The organism is Acinetobacter sp. AB03 (assembly GCF_058107045.1).
The window spans coordinates 2,209,603-2,230,905 of record NZ_JBUEBA010000002.1 but is presented as its reverse complement, the minus strand read 5'-3'; the positions used below and the strand labels follow the sequence as shown (position 1 = coordinate 2,230,905).

General features: G+C 41.9%; 18 protein-coding genes. 10 read left to right on the top strand and 8 right to left on the bottom strand.

The window, feature by feature from the left end:
• Positions 1-5: 5 nt before the first annotated feature.
• A complete protein-coding gene (locus tag ACY3FQ_RS11320) occupies positions 6-1,037 on the bottom strand; it encodes an alpha/beta fold hydrolase (protein WP_010326260.1) in 1,032 nt (343 codons plus the stop codon).
• 310 nt (positions 1,038-1,347) lie between these two features.
• On the opposite strand from ACY3FQ_RS11320, the gene ACY3FQ_RS11315 reads away from it, so the two are divergent.
• Positions 1,348-1,962: a carbonic anhydrase gene (locus ACY3FQ_RS11315; RefSeq protein WP_004981036.1), complete on the top strand. Its 615-nt coding sequence runs from the start codon at positions 1,348-1,350 to the stop codon at positions 1,960-1,962.
• Positions 1,963-1,992: 30 nt separating this feature from the next.
• Here ACY3FQ_RS11315 and ACY3FQ_RS11310 read toward each other — a convergent pair whose 3' ends face one another.
• A complete protein-coding gene (locus ACY3FQ_RS11310) occupies positions 1,993-2,634 on the bottom strand; it encodes an arylesterase (RefSeq protein ID WP_176537387.1) in 642 nt (213 codons plus the stop codon).
• Positions 2,635-2,645: 11 nt separating this feature from the next.
• Between ACY3FQ_RS11310 and ACY3FQ_RS11305 the strand changes: the two genes are divergently transcribed.
• Positions 2,646-3,374 (top strand): ABC transporter ATP-binding protein, encoded by a 729-nt coding sequence (locus ACY3FQ_RS11305; protein WP_151835833.1) that lies wholly within the window; start codon positions 2,646-2,648, stop codon positions 3,372-3,374.
• A 1-nt stretch (position 3,375) separates the two neighbouring features.
• Positions 3,376-5,865, top strand: coding sequence for an ABC transporter permease (locus ACY3FQ_RS11300; RefSeq protein ID WP_489774058.1), 2,490 nt, complete (start codon positions 3,376-3,378; stop codon positions 5,863-5,865).
• 30 nt (positions 5,866-5,895) lie between these two features.
• Here ACY3FQ_RS11300 and ACY3FQ_RS11295 read toward each other — a convergent pair whose 3' ends face one another.
• Positions 5,896-6,711, bottom strand: a complete 816-nt coding sequence (locus ACY3FQ_RS11295) for a rhomboid family intramembrane serine protease (protein WP_148826453.1) — start codon at positions 6,709-6,711, stop codon at positions 5,896-5,898.
• 77 nt (positions 6,712-6,788) lie between these two features.
• Here ACY3FQ_RS11295 and mtgA point away from each other — a divergent pair, with 77 nt between their 5' ends.
• Together mtgA and ppk1 are read left to right on the top strand one after the other, a co-directional pair.
• Entirely contained in the window at positions 6,789-7,463 is a 675-nt protein-coding gene (gene mtgA / locus ACY3FQ_RS11290) for a monofunctional biosynthetic peptidoglycan transglycosylase (protein ID WP_148826452.1), read from the top strand.
• A 110-nt stretch (positions 7,464-7,573) separates the two neighbouring features.
• Positions 7,574-9,658 carry a polyphosphate kinase 1 gene (ppk1, locus tag ACY3FQ_RS11285; protein WP_148826451.1) on the top strand — a complete coding sequence of 695 codons (2,085 nt, stop codon included), beginning with the start codon at positions 7,574-7,576 and terminating at the stop codon, positions 9,656-9,658.
• A gap of 87 nt (positions 9,659-9,745) precedes the next feature.
• Here ppk1 and oxyR read toward each other — a convergent pair whose 3' ends face one another.
• The 4 genes from oxyR to rubA all read right to left on the bottom strand — a co-directional run bounded on the left by oxyR (position 9,746) and on the right by rubA (position 13,069).
• Complete coding sequence (gene oxyR / locus ACY3FQ_RS11280; RefSeq protein WP_004981021.1) at positions 9,746-10,648, bottom strand: LysR family transcriptional regulator OxyR; 903 nt, start codon at positions 10,646-10,648, stop codon at positions 9,746-9,748.
• A gap of 13 nt (positions 10,649-10,661) precedes the next feature.
• Complete coding sequence (locus tag ACY3FQ_RS11275; protein ID WP_004694383.1) at positions 10,662-11,600, bottom strand: alpha/beta fold hydrolase; 939 nt, start codon at positions 11,598-11,600, stop codon at positions 10,662-10,664.
• A 57-nt stretch (positions 11,601-11,657) separates the two neighbouring features.
• Positions 11,658-12,836 (bottom strand): NAD(P)/FAD-dependent oxidoreductase, encoded by a 1,179-nt coding sequence (locus tag ACY3FQ_RS11270; protein WP_489774057.1) that lies wholly within the window; start codon positions 12,834-12,836, stop codon positions 11,658-11,660.
• 68 nt (positions 12,837-12,904) lie between these two features.
• Entirely contained in the window at positions 12,905-13,069 is a 165-nt protein-coding gene (gene rubA / locus ACY3FQ_RS11265) for a rubredoxin RubA (protein WP_004694381.1), read from the bottom strand.
• A gap of 514 nt (positions 13,070-13,583) precedes the next feature.
• Here rubA and ACY3FQ_RS11260 point away from each other — a divergent pair.
• The gene (locus ACY3FQ_RS11260) at positions 13,584-14,126 is read left to right on the top strand and encodes an adenine phosphoribosyltransferase (RefSeq protein WP_489774055.1); all 543 of its coding nucleotides are present in this window, start codon (positions 13,584-13,586) and stop codon (positions 14,124-14,126) included.
• A 36-nt stretch (positions 14,127-14,162) separates the two neighbouring features.
• Here the strand turns inward: ACY3FQ_RS11260 and ACY3FQ_RS11255 are convergent, their stop codons facing one another.
• Entirely contained in the window at positions 14,163-14,669 is a 507-nt protein-coding gene (locus tag ACY3FQ_RS11255; RefSeq protein WP_004981014.1) for a YqiA/YcfP family alpha/beta fold hydrolase, read from the bottom strand.
• 277 nt (positions 14,670-14,946) lie between these two features.
• Between ACY3FQ_RS11255 and lysS the strand changes: the two genes are divergently transcribed.
• The 4 genes from lysS to cysN all read left to right on the top strand — a co-directional run bounded on the left by lysS (position 14,947) and on the right by cysN (position 21,198).
• The gene (lysS, locus tag ACY3FQ_RS11250; RefSeq protein WP_279698546.1) at positions 14,947-16,473 is read left to right on the top strand and encodes a lysine--tRNA ligase; all 1,527 of its coding nucleotides are present in this window, start codon (positions 14,947-14,949) and stop codon (positions 16,471-16,473) included.
• A 138-nt stretch (positions 16,474-16,611) separates the two neighbouring features.
• Positions 16,612-18,057 carry a capsule assembly Wzi family protein gene (locus tag ACY3FQ_RS11245; protein WP_126035846.1) on the top strand — a complete coding sequence of 482 codons (1,446 nt, stop codon included), beginning with the start codon at positions 16,612-16,614 and terminating at the stop codon, positions 18,055-18,057.
• 470 nt (positions 18,058-18,527) lie between these two features.
• Positions 18,528-19,442: a sulfate adenylyltransferase subunit CysD gene (gene cysD, locus ACY3FQ_RS11240; protein WP_004694369.1), complete on the top strand. Its 915-nt coding sequence runs from the start codon at positions 18,528-18,530 to the stop codon at positions 19,440-19,442.
• 139 nt (positions 19,443-19,581) lie between these two features.
• Positions 19,582-21,198 (top strand): sulfate adenylyltransferase subunit CysN, encoded by a 1,617-nt coding sequence (gene cysN, locus ACY3FQ_RS11235; RefSeq protein WP_005399866.1) that lies wholly within the window; start codon positions 19,582-19,584, stop codon positions 21,196-21,198.
• The last annotated feature ends 105 nt before the right edge of the window (positions 21,199-21,303 follow it).

Here is a 21,303-nt window from a genome sequence, read left to right as displayed (position 1 = left end):
CAAAATTAATTTAGTGGAATCAGTTTATCAGCCAATGGATTTTTTAACTTTTGTGTTTTTGCAAGAAAAGGCAGGTAGTGCTGTGCAACTGCTTGTTCTGCCTCCAAAAGTGGCATATGACCAACATTGTTAAGGATGACAGGAGCTTCAGCACGTTTCAATAAAGATTTGAGCTCATTCGCCACTTCGACATTAATAATTTTGTCCTGCTTTCCCCATAAAATGAGGGTGGGTGCTTCAATATTACGAGTCACTCGAGCAAAAGAGTCAGTGGTATAAATTCGGTTCAAGGTCACCAATTGATCAATCACTTTGCTGTTTTTTTCAGCCTGAGTAATTAACTGTTTTTCTTGGGCGCGTTTTAAATAATAGGGCATTTTGATTGGGGTTTGCATGACACGTTGCATCACATCATCCAAATCGCCCGGCTTGCTTACAATCAAGTGCTTTAAATATTGTGGGTCTTTGGCATAGCTGGTGTTAGCGTTTTTATAAATGCCTGCACTGTTTAATAAAAACAAACTTTGTGTGTCAAAAGGGTATTGCGCGGCATATAGGGTTGCAATAGAACCACCGATAGAATGTCCTGCAACATTCAGCTTATCTTGTATATGAATGGCTTCAACAAAACGACGAAGTCGCTCAGTGACATTTGGCATAGAGAGATCAAAATCATCAGGGACTTTGGTGTCGCCGTTGGTTGGAAGGTCAGGGATGACTACGTGGTAATAGGGGGTTAGAAACTGTGCCACACGGTTCCAATTGTCTCGATTTCCAGCAAAACCATGAATCAGCAAAATCGTTGGTTTATCGGCTGCACCGCCTTCGTTATAGCTCCAAACGATGTCATCCACTTTAAGTGTTTTGGTTTTTAAGCCGGCGGTGACTCGCTCTTGTAGAAGGTAGCTTTGTAAACTAAGTTTGTCTTTGATGATGGTATTTTCGACCGCATGGCTGGCGAAAGAAAATGACAAAGCTAAGGCGAATAGACTGGCCTTTAGACTTTGTTTCAAGACGGATTTTGAGCGTATCATCATGGTTCATCCTTAAACGGAGATGAATGAAAAAACTGACCGAATAAGATAAAAATGCTCTGATTTTGAATAGTTTTTATGTTTATTTATAGGTCTGTTTGATTCTAATCGCTTTCATGCAAATGTCATTAATTATTTATTTGAAAGGATATACTGCATTTGGATAAAGTGTGAACTGTGTAATGGTTTTATTGATATAAAATGCAACTTTAAAATTAAGCAAAAAAATAAGACGCTATGTTTTTTGCAAGTGACAATCAATTTCGCTGGGATTAAACTAGTCCAACTTAATAACAACCGAGTGGGAAAGGGAATGCTAACAGCTCAAGAAGCTTTAAGCCGTCTAAAACAAGGTAACCAACGTTTTGTAGCGGGTGAGACAACCCACCATAAGCAATTGTCTCACCAAGCACGAGCAGAGATGGCGGAAGACCAAAATCCATTTGCCATTGTACTCGGATGTTCTGATTCTCGTGTGCCTGCAGAAATGGTCTTTGACCAAGGTTTGGGTGATCTGTTTGTGATTCGTGTTGCAGGAAATGTGGTTGCACCTTCGCAAGTTGGCAGTGTTGAGTTTGCGGCTGAGCGTTATGACTGCGCGGTCGTTGTGGTTCTTGGTCATAGCCATTGCGGTGCGATTCAAGCCACCATTGACACCCTGATGAACCCAGATAGCCCACCTTCTGCAAACTTGATGTCGATTGTAAACCGTGTCCGTCCTTCGGTTGAAACCTTGATGCAAACTGAACTGAAACATGATTTATGCAAACTGTCTAAACACGCGGTGCGTTCAAATGTATTTGCCTCTGTAAATCAGTTACGTCATGGATCAGCTGTGCTTGAAAGTTTAATTGCCAAAGGCAAGTTACAAGTGGTTGGCGCTGAGTACTCACTTGAAAGTGGTGAAGTGGTTTTTTTTGACTTCTGATCCTATGTGCTGATCAGAGTAAAAGGCGCTTTATAAAGCGCCTTTTATATAGGGATAAGCTAAATTTAATAAAATAGGCTGTGCTTTGCCATTTGGATGAACCAAATCTTTTTGCATCAAGCTTTTATTTCCCGCTACACCTTCCAAAAAGAAGGGCAGCAATTTAACTTTGTATTGTTGACTGACCACTTTGTAATTATTTTCAAATGCCTTGCTATAGGCTGTGCCATAGTTTGGTGGCATTTTCATTCCCAAGACAACCACAGTGGCATTGGCTTTTTGACTCTGCTGAATCAATTGCGCTAAATTTTTTTGAATCATTTGAGGGGGTTGACCACGCAGCCCATCATTCCCGCCAAGCTCAATCACCACCACATTTGGCTTATGCGTTTGCAACAGTTTGGGTAAACGAGCCAAAGCGCCACTGGTGGTTTCACCACTCACACTGGCATTGACCACTTTATGCTGTTTCGGATACTGTTGGTCTAACCGTTTTTGCAGTAAATTTACCCATGCTTGCTGTGGTTCTATGCCATAACCTGCACTAATGCTATCTCCTAAAACCATCACGGTTTTTGCAAAAACCCAAGTGGGGCTTAGGCACAGTGCAAGCAAAACCAAGTATGAACTGATACGTTTTTTAAATTTGCGATTTTGCACGAATATTTGCATATAGGGATGTTATGACCCAAGTTCATAGTGATGTAAGCATCATGCCACAAGTGATTATTTCTGCCCAGCAACTGACACAAAAGATTAAACTTCCGCAAAAAGAACTGACCATTTTCTCAGATTTGAGTCTGAGCATCGCAGCAGGTGAACAAGTCGCGATTACAGGACGTTCAGGCTCAGGAAAGTCTACCTTACTGGGTATTTTGGCGACCTTAGATCAGGCTAGCGGTGGTGAGCTAATCGTTTGTGGTGAAAGTATTTCCAAGCTCAACGAAGAACAGCGTGCGAATGTGCGTTTGAAGCATATTGGCTTTGTGTTTCAATCCTTTCAACTGCTGCCACACCTGACTGCTGTTGAAAATGTGATGCTGCCGTTACGGCTTCATGCATCATTTAACTTCGCTGAAGCTGAGCAACGCGCTTTGAGTTTATTGCAAAAGGTTGGATTAGAGCGACAGGCCACCCAAACACCGAAGGTACTTTCGGGCGGGGAGCAGCAGCGCGTTGCAATTGCTCGTGCGCTGATTGCTGAGCCAAAAATTATCTTTGCCGATGAGCCAACAGGAAACTTAGACAGTCAAACTGCGCGAGAAATTGAGCAGCTATTATTTCAATTGAACCGTGAGTTGGGTACGACCCTCATTTTAGTGACGCATGACCATACGCTTGCAGAACAGTGCCAGCGTCATTTTGAATTACTCGATGGTCAGTTGATCGAACATCCTCGAACGGGAGGATAAAATGAATTCTCTATTTCAGCCATTGCTGAAGCAAAGTTTTAAAAGTAGCGGTGTGTATTTATTGATTATTGCGTTGATTCTCGCGATCAGTGCAACGACCGCGCTGAAGTTTAGTAATGAGCAAATTCAAAATGCCGTAGCGCTGCAAGCCGCTGAGATGCTAGCAGGGGATTTGGTTCTAACGGACAGTCAAAAACTCGATCCGAAATGGAAAGCACAAGCGGCAGCTCTCGATTTAAAACAATCCGAAGTCACTGTCTTTAGTTCGATGGCATATACCGATGATCAGTTTGTTATGGTCAATGTCAAAGCCATCGATCAAGCCTTCCCTCTGCGTGGAGATTTACGCATTCAGCCTGCTGCGAAGCATATTGCTTCAGGTGAAGCTTGGTTGAGTCAGCGTGCTATGGATTTGCTACGGGTTAAACTGGGCGATCAACTCAATATTGCAGATGGTACTTTTAAGGTGACAGGCTTGATTGAGCATGATTCCAATCAAGAGTTAGGCTTTTCTGGGTTCTCGCCAACGGTGATTATTTCTGAAGCAGATATTGCCAAGACCAATGCCATACAAGTCGGTAGTCGCATTGACTATCGTTTACTGATGGCAGGTACAGCACAAAATACCCAGCAGTTTGAAGCAAATTTTAAGAAGCAAAATGCAGCACCTATGGACGTAGATGCGGCAGCTCAAAGTGTCAATGCTGAAGAGCCACAAAACAGCTTACGCCTACGCAATGCCAGTGAGGGTAATACCCGTTTAATGAAACCAATTGCAAATTTGGACACTTTTTTGCAGTTGGCGAATATCTTAACGATTTTGCTGTGTGGAATTGCGATTGCTTTGACCAGTCAGCGCTTTGTACAACAAAATCAAGATCACATTGCGCTATTGCGTTGTATGGGGGCGGCGAAGTCACAAATTCTCTGGGCTTATCTCAGCTTGTTGGGTGTGGTGTTCTTGCTTGCGATGCTGGTCGGGAGTGCCGTGGGGGTAGGGCTGGGTTATGGCCTGTTACAGTTGATGTTACAACTGATTCCACACTTAAGTATTGCGTTTTCAGCTTGGGATATGCTGCTCGGGCCGATTCCGATTGCCATGTTGACCAGTGCCGTAGTGCTTCTGGGTTTTGTCTTACCGAGTTTTTGGGAACTGTTAAATACTCCACCGATCCGTGTCATTCGCAGTCAAGAAAAATCGGTTTCGGCTATGTTTTGGATGTTGCTCGCAGGAACGGCTAGCCTAGTTCTGTTTAGTATCGTTCTGACTGAAAACATGGTACTGACAGCCATGATAATTGGTGCAATTATCCTTCTATGTGTAGTGTTATACACTGTAGTCTGGCTGAGTTTGAAGTTTATCCGTGGCTTAAAAAATGCGATTTCTGCTTATGTCCGCACGCCTTACCAGACTGCATTTCAGATTACCGCTTTGGCTTTGGGACTTAGTTTAATTACAGTCTTAGCTGTATTACGAACCGATTTGTTAGAGCGTTGGCAGCAGCAAATTCCTGCGGGAACCCCGAATCAGTTTGTCTATGGTTTACCGCCTTTTGACATGCCTAAATTAAAAGCACAAATTGAGCAGAATCACTGGAACAGTACGCCGCTCTATCCGAATATTCGAGGTAGACTGATTGCCAAAAATGGACAGCCTTTTGCTGAGGATTTGGTGAAGCAAAATAATTCCTTACGCCGCGAGTTAAATCTGACACAAGCTGACAGTTATCCTAAAGATAATGTGATTATCTCTGGCGCATCAAACCTGACAGGAAAAGGACAAGTTTCGGTAGAAGCCAATACTGCAACAGAGCTTGAGATAAAAGTAGGGGATCAACTGACCTTTAGCTTACCAGAGGGCGTTATTCACGCCAAAGTGGCAAACTTACGAACTGTAGAATGGGAAAGTTTTAGCCCAAACTTCTTCTTTATTTTTGCGCCACAGACCATGGATGAAAATGCGGGCAGTTATTTAGGCAGTTTTTATGTACCTGAGTCTGACAAAGCGAAATTGGTCAATATTATTCAACAATTTTCCAATACTGTCTTTATTGATGTCAGTTTAATTTTAGATGAAATTAAGCGCATCGTGACGGTGCTGGTGCAGATTGTCACGATCCTTGCAGTTTTAGTGAGTATTTCAGGTATTCTGGTTTTAATTGCTTGCCTGAACTTACTGATGGATGAGCGCAAACGTGAAGTGGCGTTATTACGTTCATTTGGGGGTTCCAAGCAAAAACTCAGAACCATGCTCAGTCTAGAAATTGGCTTTATTGGTTTTATGGCAGGTGTAGTTTCTTGTTTATTTGCTGAAGTGATAAGTGCGGTCGCATGCTATCGCATGGGCTTGGTCATTCAGCCACACTGGGAAATCTGGTTCATTTTACCACTGTTCATGACCTTACTCTGCGCGCTGATTGGGCGTTATCGCTTAAGTTATCTCAGTGATATTCCACCTTTACAAAGTTTGAGAGAGATCAATCAATCGTGATTGATCTCTTAATACGTTAAGTGTTGAATCTTAGAAGTTGAGCTGTTGACGCATCATCATTAACACTTCAGACCATAGGGGTTGAATGTGGGTTACAAGGTTTTGGCAGTGTAAGTAAAACCAATACGAACCGCAGGCCGCCAAAACAAGGCTCAGCGGCATAATCCAACGCTGTTGTGTCTTTTGGGAGAGATACCAAAGTGCCGCCAAAACAGCACCCATCAACATGCCGCCAATATGTGCGGCATTATTAATCCCTGAAATCATAAAGCCCATGGCTAAGTTGATTCCCATCACGATGAGCAACGTCTTTTTATCTAAAATAAAACGTTGCTGTGGGAGCATCGGCAGAAGGGATAGAACCGTCAGCGCTGCACCCAGCCCCATGACGGCACCTGAAGCGCCTGCACCGACACGAGGCAATAGTTCAGGGTTTGCTAAACCCTCACGAATTATTTCATAACTGTCTTGAATGGCAATATAACCACTGAGCAAGCTACCCATGAGACCAGCAAGAACATATAGCGCAAGAAAATAGACACGTCCAAACATTTGCTCCAACACACTGCCAAAAATATACAGCGCCCACATGTTCAACATCAGGTGAACCAAGCCAAAATGAAAGAACATACTGCTCAATAAACGCATCGGTTCAGCCAAGAAGGTGAGCGGTGCATAGTCTGCTCCCCAGCGTATAGCATCAGCCGTACTTGGATTGCTGACATCCATGCCATGCAGGACTTGCCAAAAAAACAGCCCAACATTCACGGCAATAATGACGGCGGTAATCCACCATAAATGTACGTCGAATTTTGTTTTGATTTGCGGAGGTGTAAGCTCGGTCATGCTATTCTTGCTAAAATTTTGCTATATTTGCCCAAGCTTAGCATGAATAAAAATGATTTTTGGAGTAAGCCACTGGCATGAAAGCTTTTATTGTTCGTAGTTTGTTAGTCGTTGTCAGCTTCGTGCTTTTGGTACAGTTGTGGGTTTTTGCAAGCCTAGTGTGGTGGCGTTACAAGCCAGTGGAAACCACCATGTTTATGCGGATTGATTATTGGTCTGAGCCATCTAAACCCATTCAACACGAATGGCGTGATTATGATGAGATCAGTGAGTACATGAAAAAAGCCATTGTTGCGGCTGAAGATGGCAAATTTATGCAACATCATGGTTTTGACTGGGATGGGATTCAAGCGGCGCTTGAACGTAATAATGACACGGGCAAAGTGGTTGCCGGCGGTTCAACAATTTCTCAGCAATTGGCAAAAAACTTATTTTTATATAACAAGCGTTCATTCATTCGTAAAGGTCAGGAAGCTGTTGCAACTTGGATGATGGAGCGGATGTGGAGCAAAGAACGTATTTTAGAGGTTTATCTGAACTCGGTGGAGTTTGGCGATAATATCTATGGCGTGGAAGCTGCAACCCAACACTACTTTGGTAAAAGTTCACGTAGCTTAAGCCGTGAGCAGGCAGTCTTTTTAGCGGCCATTTTACCCAATCCGAAATACTATCAAGACCATCAAAATGACCGTAAGTTGCAAAACCGTGAGCGCATGATTCGAAAGTATATGCGCTATAGCGATATCCCTTAATTTGATTGATCTGAAAAAGCCCAAATTTATGGGCTTTTTTTTATGAAATTGTCACAAAATTGAAGCATACTTATCATGATAAAACGCATTCAAATAATCAAAGGTTAGCTATGAATACGGCAGCAAGCACATCTCCAATACTACAACCTGAATACGCGTATAACGATCGCTATATTAACCGTGAGTTATCGATATTAGATTTCCATTTACGTGTATTGGAACAAGCCGTAGATCCTTTACATCCGCTGTTAGAACGGATGAATTTCTTACTGATTTTTTCACGTAACTTAGATGAGTTCTTTGAAATTCGTGTTGCAGGCGTCATGGAACAGTTGGATCTGGGTAATGAAAGTCGTAGCCCCGATGGCTTAACCCCACGCCAAGTACTCGACCAAATTTCGCAAACTGCACATGCTGCAATTGAACGTCAGTATCGTATTCTCAATGATGAAATTCTGCCGAAACTACGTGAGGAAGACATTTGCTTCTTACGCCGTGGGGAACTGACGCCTGCACAGTCTTCATGGGTGAAGAAATATTTCCAAGAACAGGTTGCACCTGTCTTAACACCGATTAGCCTTGACCCTGCGCACCCATTTCCGCGTTTAGTGAATAAAAGTCTCAACTTTATTGTGACTTTGGAAGGGAAAGACGCATTTGGTCGTCAGATTGATTTGGCCGTTGTTCCTGCACCACGTTCATTGCCACGTGTGGTTCGTCTACCGGATGAACTCACAGGTGGAAAAGAGCATCATGTGATGCTTTCAGCTATCATCCATGAGCATGTTTCTGACTTGTTCCCAGGGATGACAGCAACAGGCTGTTATCAGTTCCGTGTCACACGGAATGCTGATTTGGCGCTCAACGAAGATGTTGAAGACTTAGCCAAAGCACTGAAAGGTGAGTTAAGTTCACGTCGTTTTGGACGAGCAGTACGTTTGGAAGTTACACAAAACTGTCCAGAACATATTTATAACTACTTGCTAGATGAATTTGATCTGCATCAGGAGCAGTTGTATAAAGTCGAAGGACCTGTGAACTTGGCGCGTTTATTGTCCAATTTTAAACGTCCACATCTACGGTATGACGCACATATTCCTGTTATTCCTAAAGTGTTGAAAAAGTCGGAAAGCATGTTCTCTGCAATGCAGAAGCAGGATATTTTACTACATCATCCGTTTGAGTCTTTCGCACCTGTGATTAACTTGTTGCGTGAAGCGGCACGTGACCCACAAGTGTTGGCGATTAAACAAACCCTATACCGTAGTGGTGCAGACTCTGAAATTGTACAAGTCCTAGCAGAAGCGGCGCGTAATGGGAAAGAAGTTACCGCGGTGATTGAGCTGCGTGCGCGTTTTGATGAAGAGTCAAATATCGAAGTGGCAAATGTGCTACAAGAAGCGGGTGCTGTGGTTGTTTATGGCATTGTGGGCTATAAAACCCATGCCAAAATGATTCTTGTGGTACGCCGTGAAAATAATAAACTCGTTCGTTATGTACACTTGGGAACGGGTAACTACCATGCGGGTAATGCACGTATTTATACCGACTATGGTTTGCTCACGACCGATAAAGAGTTGTGTGAAGATGTACACCGTATTTTCCAAGAATTGACAGGTATGGGGAAAATGGCGAAGCTGAAAAAGCTACTTCATGCGCCGTTTACGCTCCATGCACAACTGATCAATTTTATTGATGATGAAATTGCCAATGCCAAAGCGGGCAAGAAAGCACAAATTATTGTGAAAGTGAATGCATTAACTGAAGTGCAACTGATCAATAAGCTGTATGAGGCATCACAAGCAGGTGTACAAATTGATCTCATTATTCGTTCAATTTGTTGTCTACGCCCGGGCTTGCTAGGGCTTTCGGAAAATATTCGTGTACGTTCGATCGTGGGGCGTTTCTTAGAACATACGCGTGTTTTCTATTTTAGTAATAATGGCGATGCGCGTATTTATGGCTCAAGTGCCGATTGGATGGACCGAAATCTATTTAATCGTGTTGAGGCCTGTTTCCCAATTGAAGATCCTGCTTTGAAAAAACGTATTTATCAGCAAGGTTTGTTGACCTATTTGCAGGATAATCAACAAGCTTGGTTACTACAGGGCGATGGAACATGGCTTCGTGCGACACCAGCTGAAGGCGAAACCGAGCATAATGCGCAGCGTTATTTGCTAGATGTGATTAAATAACTTTAGAGGGGTGCTTGGGTCTAAAAAAGATTCAGGCATAAAAAAAAGGAGTCATGTTTGACTCCTTTTTTATGCACTAAAATAAGCTTAGTGCAGATCTTGAGTAATTTTTTGCAGGATTTGTAATAGCACATCAAATTCGCTTTGTAGCGGGGTACTTTTACGTGTCACCAAAGCCAAGATACGGCTTGGAGCAGCTTCAATTTGTTTGACCATCAAATCTGGATTCGCTTTAATCATATTGGTATGAATTGCGATTTCCGGTAATAAGGTAAAACCAAGATCAGCCGATACCATTTCTACAAGGGTCGGTAAAGAACTCGCTTTTAAACGATGGTCATTCTTACGTTCACCAATAGGGCAGGCACTTAGAGTGTGGTCACGTAAGCAGTGGCCTTCTTCAAGCAACATTAAACGCGAAAGGTCTAAGTCATCTAGCGATTTGGCTTGGCTTGCGATATCTGATTTATTACAGACCAAAAACAAACTTTCTTTTGCGACTTCAGCAACTTTTAAGCCACGTGTATCAAAAGGTAGAGCCAAAACGACCATGTCTAAATTACCATGTTCGAGTTTTTCTACAATTTTCTCACTTTGCGCTTCGTGTAAATGTAGTTGAATTTTAGGGAGTTGCTTATGCACTTCATCTAACAATTGCGCCAAAATAAATGGCGCAATGGTTGGAATAACACCTAGATGTAAATCACCAGTTAAAGGCTCGCTCATTTCTCGGCTTAAACGCATCAGGTCTTGAGCATCTGCCAGTAGAACACGAGCACGAGCAACGACTTGCTCGCCTAGAGGAGTTAAGCGCACATTTTGGCGATCACGCTCTACAAGTACGCCACCGAGTAGGCGTTCAAGCTCCATAATCCCGCCCGACAAAGTCGATTGGGTTACAAATGAACGTCGTGCAGCTTCAGTAAAATGCAGCGTTTCTGACAGTGTAACGAGATATGACAGCTGTCTTAAGGATGGTAATGCAGCCATAGTGTCCTAATGATTATGATTTAAAGTGTTGTGCAAATAATTCGCTAAGATTTGGAATGAAGTGCGGTGGGATATCATGCCCCATTCCATCAATTAATTCAAATTTAGCGCCCATAATTGCCTTTGCAACGGCCTTTCCGTGACTAGGCGGGAGTAAACGGTCTCGCGAACCGTGTACCACAAGGGTCGGTTGTTGAATCTGTTTGTCCAGTTGCAATAAAGAACCTGTACATAATATTGCTAAAAACTGTTGAAGTACACCCGCAGGGTAATAACTTCGGCGATATAATTTGCGAGAAGTCTGAATTGACTCGATTGGATTGTGATAATCAGGCGAGCCAATGATCTTAAACACTTTCAAAGAGTGGCTCACAATTCCTTCTTCATCGGTCGATTCAGGTCGACCAATTAGACTAAAGAGTTGCTTTGGAAAAGGCGGCGGCAGTAAAGGTTGGTTGTTACTGGTGAACATTAGCCCGAGCTTTTTGACCTTCTGTGGATGACGCGCTGCTAGAATTTGCCCAATCATACCACCCATGGATGCACCAATCACATAACTTTCATCTAAACCTAAACGGTCTAAAAGCAGTGCTACATCGTCAGCCATGTCGTATAAGTCATAAGGTGCACCACGGTTATCTAAACCTAAAGCAAAACGCCCCATCAGTTTGAGGGTGTTTAAGCGGGGACCTTGATGTTTAATTTTTGAAGATAAACCAATATCGCGGTTATCAAAGCGAATGATACGAAACCCTTGATCAATCAGAGATTTACAGAAGAAGTCAGGCCAAAATAACAGCTGCGCTCCTAAGCCCATGATCAAAACAATGGTCGGATGATGGTCTTCGCCACCGATTTCGACATGGAGTTCAATGCCATTGCCTAAGTCGACTTTAGTTTCGCGCATGAAAGAGGTATAGGGTGAAAGATTATATTGGAGTGCGCTATTCATTATTGTAATCCTCACATAAAGGACATCTATTGTTATAAATGTCCTTTTATTTAAACTCTAAACCTGTGCTGGAATCAAGTCTGGAACCAGTTTTGTTAATGCTAAACGTTGTTTTGCTGCGGTTGCACCGAGCAGTACGAAACCGCGAAGTGTACCTTGACTGTCTAGGGCTTTGGCAATCATGCCATCGTCTAATTCCTCAGTTTCCCAGTTCACCTCTGCATCGATTGGCGCAGGCAAAACAGTGAGCGGCGCAGCCGGTGTTTTAACTGCTACAGGCATAGCAGGGTAATGCACCGCAGTGGTCTCGCCATTTAAGGTTTTGGCTAAAGCGCGTGCTTGCTGCATGATCGGCATGACATAAGGCAGCAAGAGTCCGTTCACTTCAGCACAATCTCCGACCGCGTAGATATGCGGCTGATTGGTCTCAAGTTGTGCATTGGTCAAAATCCCACGGCTAGTTTGAATATCTGCTTCTTTTGCAAGGGAAATGCTTGGTTGTAAGCCAATCGCAGATAACACTACATCTGCGACCAAAGACTGACCATTGGCTAAGGTCACAACATAGTCACCATTTTCAATTTTAGACACTTTTTCAACTGTGGTGCCAAGGACAAAATGAATACCCGTTGCTTCAAGGTTTTCTTTAAAGGCACTTGAAACATGCGCTGGCAATAAACGACCCAAAGGCTGGTTTGCCAAGTCGATGACGGTAGCTTGATGGCCTGTATGTTGTAAATCATTGGCAAATTCACAGCCGATGAGACCAGCACCTAAAATGACTACACGCTTATCTGCACGCTTATCAAGTTCTGCACGGAAGGCTTTATAGTCATCTAGATTGTTTACAACTTGAATGTCATTGCTTCCATCACCTGCAATGGCTAAGCGAATTGGGTTTGCTCCTACCGCTAAAACCAATTGAGAGTAGGGCTGTGTAGATTCAGCGCCATCTTTAATAACGGTTAACTGTTGCTGTTCAGCATGAATCTCTTTCACCCAAGTACGCGTGGCAATTTGCATTTTTAGTTGTGTTGCCATTTTCTCTGCATCACCCAAAGCAATCTGTTCAGGCGCTTTGTTGGCAACAAAGGCATTGGACAATGTTGGTTTGGCATAATTAGTCGCATCATCTGCACATAGCATAAGCAGCTCTTGTTCAGGGTTAAGCTTGCGAAATTCACGTGCTACAGCATAGCCTGCCATACCTGAGCCAATGATGACGATGGGATACATAAGGTTCTCCAGAGATTATTTTAAAGACGTAAAAAAAGACCATGCTGCATGGTCTTTAACACTATGAATTAGATTTCAACCATTTCAAAATCGATTTTTGACACGCCGCAATCTGGGCAAGTCCAATCGTCAGGGATATCATCCCATTTTGTTCCCGCCACGATGCCATCTTGTGGCCAACCTTCTGCTTCGTCATAAATCCATCCACAAACGATGCATTGATACTTCTTCATTTGACTCTCCAAAACGCTGAACAAGAAAGGGTTCAGCAAAATAATCCATTACGCAAGCTGCTATTCATTTGAGTGGTTAGCATACTTCGCTAACCTAAATTTTTACGCAGTTCTAATACGAATGTAAAGTAAATATCGGAGTTTAATGATTGAATCTATCGGCTAAAAGCGATAATCAGGACAAAACGTATCATTTAAAACCAGATCGTATTTTGCGAATGTGTGAAGGTTATAGATGATTACATCTAAAAAAGATGCGTTTTTTCAGTCAGCTAGCCTTATAAAATTATTGATGTATAGACTAAGGTCGTGCTGTAAACTCAAAGTTAAATTGCTATTTTAATATTGAGTACATCTATACCTAATATTTATTAAATAAATGATTTAATTAAAAACAATAACTTACATAAATGTTTTGGTTGTTCAGTCGGCTGCATAGCCAGTGCTTGACTGTTTTTTTCACAGATAAAGCTGTAAAATTCATCTATTCCTTTTCAAATTTTATTGATCTCCTATGAACAACTTGTCTACAACGTTGTGGTCGCACATTCGTACGGTCCAAGATTTTCCAAAACCTGGGATTTGTTTCTTCGATTTAACACCATTGTTTATGAGCAATATTGAGCCTTTAACCGACGCGTTAATTGCAAGTATTCCTGCTGAGCAGTTAGCGGAAGTAGACAGTTTTGTTGCTGTAGAAGCGCGTGGCTTTGTCCTTGCGAGCTTATTGGCACAGCGTTTAGGTAAAGGTTTATTGTTGGTGCGCAAAGCAGGCAAGCTGCCACCACCAGTCGTGGGTGTGGGTTATAGTTTGGAATACGGTTTAGACCGTTTAGAAATGGCAGCCAATACCCCGTCGCAAAAAGTGATTATTGTGGATGATGTTTTAGCGACAGGTGGGACATTAAAAGCCGTTAATAAGCTAGTGGCAAAATGTAATCATGAAGTGCTCGGTGCTAGTATTTTTCTTGATTTGCCTGATTTGCATGCTGACTTAGGTTTAAAGATTTGGTCAGTATTAGATGACAAATCGAAACCAGAATCTGTTGCTGCATAAGCACATTAAAAAGCCTTGGGACATCCAAGGCTTTTTTTATTTATATAAATATTGTTGTTCTAGATGTTCAATCAGTTGATTAATATTTTCTGGTTTAAGTAGTCGGTGATGTCCACCTTCAACTGCTTGAATCAACATATAATTTTCTAAAATTTCCTGTGCTGCATACATATCAATTAATTCATCTCCCAGCTCCAAGTAGGCCACTTGCGGTACATTGTGGTCTAAGTCAGTCTCATTAATGCTCGGGTAATCATCGCGAAAGTCAGGCGCTAAGCGTGGGTTGGCAATCACACATGGAATTTGATGTAGCAGCGACATTTTCAATGCCCAATACGCACCAATACAATGCCCAACAATAATCTCAGGTTTTATTTTTTCAATAATATCGTCGTAGAAACTGGCTACGGTAGAAAAATTGAGATAGCGATAATCGATATCGATACAAAATTTCTGCTTTGCATCAATGGCATGGAACTTAGTGGACTCGCGAGAGGAGTCTAATCCATGCAAAAACAAAATTTTAGATTCGCATCTGCTCATGATTTATCATTCAATTAAAAAACTAAATTATTTTATGAGTGGAGAAAAGTTTACTTTTCCACGATTTATAATGTCCATTGTAGAGAGATTGACCGTGAAATGAAGTTAGCTTTTGGTCTAAGAAATAGACAGACCTTTTATACGGTGGGTGTCTTAGCTCTGAAATAAACAGGATGTATACTTTTTTATATACCGCGTGGTTTTTGATGATGCTCATTCGTCTGGAATTCTGCTATGCTATGCAACTTCCGTTTTTTAATACATATACGAGGCAGAGATGACGCAACAAAACGCTCAATCGACTTCTGAACAAACCATTTCCGAAAACGATTTAATTGCACAGCGTCATGCCAAGTTAAAGCAGATTGAAGATCAAGCCAAACAAACGGGCACTAGCCCATGGCCAAACACGTTTAAACGTGAACATTATGCGCAAGACTTACAAGATCAATTTGCAGACAAAAGCAAAGAAGAAATTGAAGCAGCAGAGCATGTTTATGTGTCTGTAGCGGGTCGTGTGATGTTGAACCGTGGTTCATTCATCGTGATCCAAGATATGACGGGTCGTATCCAGTTATATGTGGCGCGTAAAGAGTTAGCACCAGAAACTTTAGAAACCATTAAGAGTTTAGATCTTGGCGATATTATCGCGGTGAAAGGTTATATTGGTCGTTCAGGTAAGGGTGACCTTTATGTACATATCGAACACTTTGAGCTTTTAACCAAGTCGCTTCGTCCACTTCCAGATAAATTTCATGGTCTAAACGACACTGAAGTTAAATATCGTAAGCGTTATCTTGACCTGATTGTGAACGAAGAAACACGTAAGACTTTTGAAATTCGTGCCAAAGTGGTTTCAGGCATTCGCGCGTTCTTGACTGAGCAGCGTTTCATGGAAGTAGAAACACCGATGATGCATGTGATTCCGGGTGGAGCATCAGCGCGTCCATTTGAAACACATCATAATGCTTTGGATATGCCGCTTTTCTTACGTATTGCGCCTGAGCTTTACTTAAAACGTTTGGTGGTTGGTGGTTTTGAGCGTGTGTTTGAAATTAACCGTAACTTCCGTAACGAAGGTGTTTCGACGCGTCACAACCCAGAATTCACCATGATTGAATTCTATCAAGCTTATGCAGACTATAAAGACTTGATGGAACTTACCGAAAATATGCTTGAACGCTTAGCGCTGGACATTTTGGGTTCAACTGATGTGCCTTATGGTGAAGAAGTGTATAGCTTCAAAGGCCCATTCAAGAAAATTTCAATGTTTGATGCCATTCTTGCACACAACCCACAGTTCACGCCTGAAAATGTCAATGACCGTGAATTCTTGGCAAAATTTGTACAAGAAGAACTGAAAGAGCAGGTGAAACCAGGTTTTGGTTTGGGCAAACTTCAAACCATCGTATTTGAAGAAACTGTTGAAACTCAGCTACGCCAACCGACTTTCATTACAGAATATCCAGCTGAAACTTCGCCATTGGCACGTCGTAATGATCATAATCCACACATTACGGACCGTTTTGAGTTCTTTATTGGTGGTCGTGAACTTGCGAATGGTTTCTCCGAGTTGAATGACCCGATTGACCAAGCTGAACGTTTCCAAGCACAGGTTTCAGAAAAAGACGCAGGTGATGATGAAGCAATGCACTACGATGCAGACTTTGTTGAAGCACTTGAGTATGGTTTACCGCCGACAGCGGGTGAGGGTATCGGTATTGACCGTTTAGTCATGTTATTCGCTAATGCAGCAAGTATTCGTGATGTAATCCTGTTCCCACACATGCGTCATAAAAACTAAGTTTGATCTGAACATAAAAAGCCCGCATTCATTGCGGGTTTTTTTGATCTTTACAACATTACTAAATAGAAAAGCTTGTAAAAAAGAGATAAAAAAAATAAGGTAACACTTAGCTTTAAGTCCTGAGAATAAAACGGAATGTTTCTAAAAAAAACACTTGCAATCGCTGTGCTAATGGGTGCAACAACGAGTATCTTTGCTCAAGGTCTCGTTTTAAATGATCAAAATTTAAGAACAGATCTAAACTGGTTAAATCAGCAGGGTGTGATTCAAATTAGCACATCTACATGGCCAATGAGTGGTGATGAAATTCAAAGAGTATTGTCTCAGGCTAAAGTTGCGACTCCTGCTCAGCAAAAAGTTATTGAGTCAGTGCGAGCTCATCTCGATCGTGAGAACACGATGTTTAAAGCACGTTTATTTGCTGAGAGTGATCAAAAACAAATTCCGCAAGCTTTTGGTGATCAAGAAAAGGCACAGTACCAAGCAGGTTTGGAATTTAATGCCGGTGGTGAAAATTGGGATGTCCGCCTTAGAGTGAATGGAGAAAAAGACCCACAAATTGACAACGATCAAGACGTTAATGTTGAAGGATCTTACATAGCTGGAAAATTGTGGAATCAATGGTTAATTGCTGGCCAGATACCGACATATTGGGGACCAGGTCATGATGGGAGCCTTTTACGAGGTGATGCGAGTCGCCCAGTCTATGGCTTTACCGCTCAGCGTGCAGATCAATCAGCTTTTGAAACAAAATGGTTGTCATGGATTGGCCCGTGGCAATATCAAGCATTTGCAGGTCAATTAGATGATTATTCTGCTGTGCCTGATGCTAAATTAGTGGGTTTACGTCTTACAGCACAACCTTTACCTTATTTAGAATTAGGCGCTTCCCGTGCTTTTCAATGGGGCGGAGAAGGTCGTCCTGAAAGTTTAAGTTCATTATGGGATGCTTTTGTCGGAAATAAAGACAATGGTGGAACTGGGGAACCGGATCCATCTAACCAAGTTGCTGGTTTTGATGCTCGATTGAATTTTCAGCAGTTGTTGAGTGTACCTATGAGTCTGTATGGACAATATGTAGGTGAAGATGAAGCTGGTGGATTACCTTCTAAAAAAATGTATCTTGCTGGCGTAGATTATTCGTCATCTTTTAAAAACATGCCATATCAACTTTATACAGAATGGGCTGATACTCGTACCAACCGTGACGCGTTAGGGGTTTCATATAATCATTCAACTTATACAGATGGTTATTACCAACATGGTTTCCCATTGGGGCATGCTATGGGTGGTGATGGTGAGATGATTTCTGTAGGTGGGGATATTCGATTCGATCCAATGAATCGTTTAAATGGTCGATTATTATTTGCAAAGATTAATCAATCTGGCCGTATTACCAATGCAGCCTTTCCTGAAACAGATGATATTAAAGCTATCGATTTAACTTGGTCACATTACTTAAGACCATTTGTACCAATCAAAATTAATGGTTGGTTCAGTGATTCTGATTTACATGGTAATGATGCTGGTGCATCGGTTGGTATAGAAATACCTTTGGATAAACGCGTTTTTCATTATTAATATTTGAGAGTGATAGAACCCGCATTCATTGCGGGTTTTTTATGGTTCGTGCAATTAGCTTAACTTTCTTTGCTATCATGTTGATATATAAAATCAACAAGGTGGTCTGTATAGAGTGTTATTTTTAGTCTTCTAGGTTGTGAGTTTGGTGAGTCACATACATAGAACCTAAATGAAACCGACTTTAGGTATTTGTAGATGTATTGCCAAGCAGAAACATGGATGAAGAATCGAAGCGTGGAGGGGGAGCAGGCTTAATGCTTTGAATGAAGTTGATGTAATATTTGAGTTTATTTGGGGATATCTAATTGTTGAATAAAACTTATAGGGCTTATCAATTTTGTTTTATATGAGGTTTTTGCATATAAATATAATAAAACAAGCAATAGTGTGTATAACTAAATCTTTATAATGAATATATATTTTTAAAAGTGTAATAAGTACACGATTTTTGTGAGTTGGTGCTGTCAATGTCATTAAATGAGGAAAGACTTACTCATCTTAAACAGCTTGAAGCTGAGAGTATTCATATTATCCGCGAAGTAGCTGCTGAGTTTGAAAACCCAGTGATGCTTTATTCTATTGGTAAGGATTCAGCAGTGATGCTGCATCTGGCGCTCAAAGCGTTCTATCCTGCCAAGCTTCCATTTCCGCTTCTACATGTAGACACGGGTTGGAAATTTAAAGACATGATTGCTTTCCGCGACAACATGGCAAAAACCCATGGCTTTGATTTGATCGTACATCAAAACAAAGAAGGGAAAGATGCGGGCATTAACCCATTTGATCATGGTAGCTCAAAATATACCGACATCATGAAAACTCAAGGCTTAAAACAAGCACTTGATAAATACGGTTTTGATGCGGCATTTGGTGGTGCACGCCGTGATGAAGAAAAATCACGTGCGAAAGAACGTGTCTATTCATTCCGTGACTCCAAACACCGTTGGGACCCAAAAAACCAACGTCCTGAACTTTGGAATCTTTACAACGGTAAAGTGAACAAAGGTGAAAGTATTCGTGTATTCCCACTATCAAACTGGACTGAGCTTGATATTTGGCAATACATCTACTTGGAAAGCATTCCATTGGTTCCACTTTACTTAGCGGCAGAACGTCCTGTAGTTGAGCGTAGTGGCACCCTGATTATGGTTGATGATGAACGTATGCCTTTAAAAGAAGGTGAAGTTCCACAAATGAAATCGGTACGCTTCCGTACACTTGGTTGTTACCCACTTACGGGTGCAGTGGAGTCAACGGCAAATACCTTACCTGAAATTATCCAAGAAATGTTGCTTGCAACCAGCTCTGAACGTCAAGGTCGTATGATTGACCATGATGAGGCGGGCTCGATGGAGAAGAAAAAGCAAGAAGGTTATTTCTAAAATCTCCCCCTAGCCCCTCTTTAAAAAAGAGGGGGAACTCCCGAAATAAATGGAGGAAAGTCCTCCTTTATCAAAGGGAGATTTAGAGGGATTAAAGAGATTAAAACCGATTTCTAAAGAATATGTGGAGTTTTGAGCAATGTCTCATCAATCAGAACTGATTAGCCAAGATATCTTGGGCTATCTAAAACAACATGAAAATAAAGACCTATTACGTTTTCTGACTTGCGGGAACGTCGATGATGGTAAGTCAACTTTAATTGGTCGTTTGCTTTACGATTCAAAATTGATTTATGAAGATCAATTGCAAGCGGTAACTCGTGACTCTAAAAAAGTCGGTACGACAGGCGATGCACCTGACTTAGCACTCCTTGTCGATGGTCTACAAGCTGAACGTGAGCAGGGTATTACCATTGATGTTGCTTATCGTTATTTCTCAACTGAAAAACGTAAGTTCATCATTGCTGACACACCGGGACATGAGCAATACACGCGTAACATGGCAACGGGTGCGTCGACTTGTGACCTTGCGATTATCTTGATTGATGCGCGTTATGGTGTACAAACTCAGACACGTCGTCATACTTATATTGCAAGCTTACTTGGCATTAAGAACATTATTGTTGCGATTAACAAAATGGACTTAGTTGAATTTTCTGAAGCACGCTTCAATGAAATTCAGACGGAGTATGCAGGTTTTGTGGCGCAATTGGGTGACCGTAAGCCAAACAACATTATCTTTACGCCTATTTCAGCATTGAATGGTGATAACGTTGTCAATAAATCACCAAATACGCCATGGTATACAGGCGAGACTTTGATGGGGACGCTTGAGTCTGTGGAAATTAACCGCAGTTCAGTGACCAATGATTTCCGTTTCCCTGTGCAATATGTAAACCGTCCAAACCTCGACTTCCGCGGTTTCTGTGGCACGGTTGCGTTGGGTGATGTATCGGTAGGTGACAAAATCGTGGCTTTACCATCAGGCAAGTCGTCGACGGTTAAAGAAATCGTTACTTATGATGGGAACTTAGAGCGTGCCGTTGCAGGTCAAGCCGTAACGTTGACGCTGAATGACGAAATTGATATTTCGCGTGGTAACGTACTTGTGCGTGCGGATCAAGCTGCGCCAGAAATTTCACGTTCGGTCAATGCCACTGTGGTTTGGATGGCAGATCAACCGCTGGTGATTGGTAAGTTGTATAACTTAAAAGTGGGCACGCAAACTGTTCCTGCAAAAGTGACTGCAATTAACTACCGTACCAATGTGAATACATTGGAAAAAGTACAAGTCGATAGTCTTGAGCTGAACGCGATTGCTAATGTCACGGTTGAGTTTGATGCGCCTGTGGTATTTGATCGCTACCAAGACAGCCGTTATACAGGTTCGTTTATCTTCATCGACCGTTTAAACAACGTGACGATTGGTGCGGGTATGGTGGAAGAGTCTGTGGAATGGTCTGCGCATAGCAACCCTGTCACAGCGGAAGACCGTGCTGCACGTTTAGGTCAAAAACCTGCTGCGGTAACTGTCTCTGCGAAAGCTCTAGAAAATGCACAAGCACTTGAAAACTTGTTGATTCAACAAGGTGTAGTTGCGATTGCGAAAGCGGGTCTAACTGCTGATCAGGTTGCACTAGTACGTGAAACAGGTGTGGTTGTGGTGACTGACCTTGTCGACGGTACAGATGTCGCATTCACTCAAGATGCGGTTGAAGAGCTAGCTGATAAAATTGTTGAATTGGTTCGTCTATAAGAGATTGAGCTGATTTGAAGGAACCCACCGTAAGGTGGGTTTTTTATTGAAAAATTAAAAAATAGTGGTAATAATGCATGAAAAATAAACGAGTTTAGTTAAATG

Coding starts and splice junctions, on each gene's coding strand:
- ppk1 (WP_148826451.1), top strand. CDS start 7,574: ATGAATACGGCAGCAAGCACATCTCCAATACTACAACCTGAATACGCG.
- mtgA (WP_148826452.1), top strand. CDS start 6,789: ATGAAAGCTTTTATTGTTCGTAGTTTGTTAGTCGTTGTCAGCTTCGTG.
- ACY3FQ_RS11270 (WP_489774057.1), bottom strand. CDS start 12,836: ATGTATCCCATCGTCATCATTGGCTCAGGTATGGCAGGCTATGCTGTA.
- cysN (WP_005399866.1), top strand. CDS start 19,582: ATGTCTCATCAATCAGAACTGATTAGCCAAGATATCTTGGGCTATCTA.
- ACY3FQ_RS11310 (WP_176537387.1), bottom strand. CDS start 2,634: ATGCAAATATTCGTGCAAAATCGCAAATTTAAAAAACGTATCAGTTCA.
- cysD (WP_004694369.1), top strand. CDS start 18,528: ATGTCATTAAATGAGGAAAGACTTACTCATCTTAAACAGCTTGAAGCT.
- oxyR (WP_004981021.1), bottom strand. CDS start 10,648: ATGGCTGCATTACCATCCTTAAGACAGCTGTCATATCTCGTTACACTG.
- ACY3FQ_RS11260 (WP_489774055.1), top strand. CDS start 13,584: ATGAACAACTTGTCTACAACGTTGTGGTCGCACATTCGTACGGTCCAA.
- ACY3FQ_RS11315 (WP_004981036.1), top strand. CDS start 1,348: ATGCTAACAGCTCAAGAAGCTTTAAGCCGTCTAAAACAAGGTAACCAA.
- rubA (WP_004694381.1), bottom strand. CDS start 13,069: ATGAAGAAGTATCAATGCATCGTTTGTGGATGGATTTATGACGAAGCA.
- ACY3FQ_RS11300 (WP_489774058.1), top strand. CDS start 3,376: ATGAATTCTCTATTTCAGCCATTGCTGAAGCAAAGTTTTAAAAGTAGC.
- ACY3FQ_RS11255 (WP_004981014.1), bottom strand. CDS start 14,669: ATGAGCAGATGCGAATCTAAAATTTTGTTTTTGCATGGATTAGACTCC.
- ACY3FQ_RS11275 (WP_004694383.1), bottom strand. CDS start 11,600: ATGAATAGCGCACTCCAATATAATCTTTCACCCTATACCTCTTTCATG.
- ACY3FQ_RS11320 (WP_010326260.1), bottom strand. CDS start 1,037: ATGATGATACGCTCAAAATCCGTCTTGAAACAAAGTCTAAAGGCCAGT.
- ACY3FQ_RS11295 (WP_148826453.1), bottom strand. CDS start 6,711: ATGACCGAGCTTACACCTCCGCAAATCAAAACAAAATTCGACGTACAT.
- ACY3FQ_RS11245 (WP_126035846.1), top strand. CDS start 16,612: ATGTTTCTAAAAAAAACACTTGCAATCGCTGTGCTAATGGGTGCAACA.
- ACY3FQ_RS11305 (WP_151835833.1), top strand. CDS start 2,646: ATGACCCAAGTTCATAGTGATGTAAGCATCATGCCACAAGTGATTATT.
- lysS (WP_279698546.1), top strand. CDS start 14,947: ATGACGCAACAAAACGCTCAATCGACTTCTGAACAAACCATTTCCGAA.